Here is a 3,110-nt window from a genome sequence, read left to right on the forward strand (position 1 = left end):
GGGCGTCCTGGACGCGACGGGCCTTACTTCGTGTCTTCGTCCTTGGCCTCGGCGGCAGGGGCCTCCTCAGCGGCGGCCTCAGCCGTCTCCGCGGGGGTCTCCTCGGCGGACTCGGCGTCATCGGCGGGCGACTCGGCGGTCTCGCCCTCGGCCTCGGCCTCGGCGGTCTCGCCGTTCAGCTCGCGCTGCACGGCCTCCACGTCGATCACGTTGCCGGACTCGTCCTTGATCGTGACGTGCTCGACCACGAGGTTCAGCGCCTTGCTGCGCAGCACCTCCGACACGATCGCCGGGAGCTGGTTGTTCTGGGTGAGGTACTCGGCGAGCTGCTGCGGCGCCACGCCCATCTGCATGGCCTGCGTGACGACGTACTCGCTGAGCTCCTCGTTCTCGACGCCGAGCTCCTCCTGGACGGCGAGCTGGTCGAGGACGAAGCCGCCCTTGACGGCGAGCCGGGCCGCGTCGGCGACCTCGGTGTCGAACTCCTCCTCGGACTTCTCCTCGTCCTTGAGGTAGTCCTCCTTGGACATCCCCGCCATCTGGAGCTGCTGCTCCAGCTGCTGGTTGCGGCGGCCGATCTCCTCCTCCACCACCTTCTCGGGCAGCGGGATGTCGATCTTCTCCAGCAGCGCCTCGAGGGCCTTGTCGCGGGCCTCGGACAGCTGCTGCAGCCTGACCTGCCGGCCCAGCCGGGTCCGGACGTCCTCGCGCAGCTCCTCGATGGTGTCGAACTCGCTGGCGAGCTGGGCGAACTCGTCGTCCAGCTCGGGCAGGTTCTTCACCTTGACGCTCTGCACCGTGACGGTGATCTCGGCCTCCTCGCCGGCGTGCTCGCCGCCGACCAGGGTGCCGGTGAAGGTCTTGTCCTCGCCGGCGGACAGGCCGACGAGGGCCTCGTCCAGGCCCTCGATGGCGGACTTGCTGCCGACCTCGTAGGAGTAGCCGGTGGTGGAGGCGTCCTCCACCTCCTCGCCGTCGATCTTGGCGACCAGGTCGACGGTGGCGAAGTCGCCCTCCTCGACGGCGCGCTCGGCGGTGGTCAGCGACGCGAACCGCTCGCGCAGGTTGCCGACGGTCTCGTCGACCTGCTCGTCGGTCACCTCGGCGTCGTCGACGACGACCTCGATGCCGTCGTAGTCCGGCACCTCGAACTTCGGCCGGATGTCGACCTCGGCGGTGAAGGCGAACTGGGAGCCGTCGTCCAGCTCCGTCACCTCGACCTCCGGCTGGCCGAGAACGAAGATCTCGGTCTCCTCGACGGCGCGGCCGTACAGCTCGGGAAGCGCGTCGTTGACCGCCTCCTGCAGGACCGCACCCCGGCCGACGTACTTGTCGATCAGCGGGGCGGGGACCTTGCCGGGCCGGAAGCCCTTGATCCGCACCTGCTGCGAGATCTCCTTGTACGCCTTGTCGAGGTTCGGCTTGAGCTCGTCGAACGGAACCTCGACGGTGAGCTTGACCCGGGTGGGGGTCAGCTCCTCGACATCGGTCTTCACTGGGGTAGGTCTCCTTGATCGGGCGCTGTCTCGGCCGCGGCGTTCGACGCGTGCTCTTTCCTGCCTGCGAGCGCCCGGCCTCGGCGCACACGGCCGCGATGCCGCTGCCCGTCTGCGTCTTCTCAGCCGGTCGGTCTTCGCGGGCGCGGGCATGCCGAGATGCGGCTCCGCGCCCTCGCGCGCCAAGTCTATGGGGTCGCGGCGGCGTCTGCGGACATCGCGGGGGCGGTGGACCGGCGAATCGCTGTCAACAATCCCGTACAGGCAGTGACATTTGGCACCCGCACCCCCCATACTCGTCCGGGATGAACGGGATAGCCGCGGCCTTCAGCGCGACCGGTCTGTACTACCTGGGGTTCGCCGTCTTCAAGTTGGCGGCGGACCGGATGGCCCCTGTACGGGGCAACCGCATCCTGCACATGATCTGGACGATCGTGAGCAACTGGATCTTCCTCATCGCCCTCGCGATCGTGCTCGGCGGCCTCGGCCTGCAGATCGTCGCGCTCGGCAAGCTGCCGCTGTCCACCGCAGTGCCGATCTTCATGTCCGGGGTCGTCCCGCTGCTGCTCATCGCGATGGTGTTCTTCGGCGAGCGGCTCACCGCCCGCGAGTGGCTCAGCCTGCTGCTGATCGCCGCCGCGATCCTGCTGCTCACCGCGTCGATCAGCGGCCACGAGCCGATCCGGTCGGTCGCCGTGCCGCTGTGGAAGATCGCGGTGGTGGTGGCCCCGGCGGTGCTGGTGCCGCTACTGATCCTCGTCCTCGGCGACCACCGGCCGGAAGGCCGGCACGCCCGGCCCGTCACCGGCATCGCCTACGGGCTGAGCTCCGGTTTCCCGGTCGGCACCGCCGAGCTGGCCATCAAGGGCTGGAGCGACGACGCGCACGCCACCAGCCTGCGGATCGCCACGACGCCCTGGCCGTACCTGACGGTGCTGGCGGCGGCGATCGGCTTCGGGATCATGGTGATGGCGTTCCAGCGCTGCCGGGTGTCGATCGTGTCGACCGTGATGACGGTGAGCGCCAAGTCGTACCTGCTGACCATGGGCACCTTCATGTACGCGGAGCCGTGGCCGAAGGACATGGGGCACTCGGCGATGCGGTTCGGGGCGCTGCTGCTCGGCGCGGTCGCCGTCCTGCAGTTCCCCCGGCACCGGCCGGTTCAGGAGGACGAGCGCCCGCGCGAGGACGTCTCCGCCGCGCAGGACCCGTTCGGCGGTCCTTCGGTGGGCGGTCCCGTGCTCGGTGGGCCGCAGCTCGGGCAGCAGCCGGCCGCCGAGGAGGAGCCGGGGCGGTATTCGGTGCCGCCGCAGCGCAGCCCCTACGCGCAGGACCCGCTGGGCACGGGTCCGTACAACCTGCCGAACACGCCGCCGCGAGGCGGGTCGCCGCGCAGGCCCGCGCAGGATCCGCGCCGCTCCTCCGCGCCCGAGCGCCACACCGAGACGGGGTCGGACGGACGCTGGCGCGGCACCGGCCGCTGACCGGAACGGGCCACCTCGCCGCCGGGCGCCGCCGGGCCGCGGCGTAGCGCTTCCGAACCGCGAACGGCCGGCCGGCGGCCGGCCCGGGGAGCGGGGCGAGGGGGGGAGGGAAGAGCCGCGGGGGGGGCAA

General features: G+C 70.9%; 2 protein-coding genes. One reads left to right on the plus strand and one right to left on the minus strand.

Features of this window, described 5'->3' with window-relative positions; translation table 11 throughout:
• Nucleotides 1-23 precede the first annotated feature (23 nt).
• On the minus strand, nt 24-1,496 hold the full coding sequence (gene tig, locus ABZ914_RS49295) for a trigger factor (RefSeq protein WP_500201505.1): 1,473 nt from the start codon (nt 1,494-1,496) through the stop codon (nt 24-26).
• Between the two features lie 305 nt (nt 1,497-1,801).
• On the opposite strand from tig, the gene ABZ914_RS49300 reads away from it, so the two are divergent.
• Complete coding sequence (locus ABZ914_RS49300) at nt 1,802-2,980, plus strand: DMT family transporter (RefSeq protein ID WP_500201506.1); 1,179 nt, start codon at nt 1,802-1,804, stop codon at nt 2,978-2,980.
• The last annotated feature ends 130 nt before the right edge of the window (nt 2,981-3,110 follow it).

The organism is Spirillospora sp. NPDC046719 (assembly GCF_040645715.1).
Lineage (GTDB): Bacteria > Actinomycetota > Actinomycetes > Streptosporangiales > Streptosporangiaceae > Spirillospora.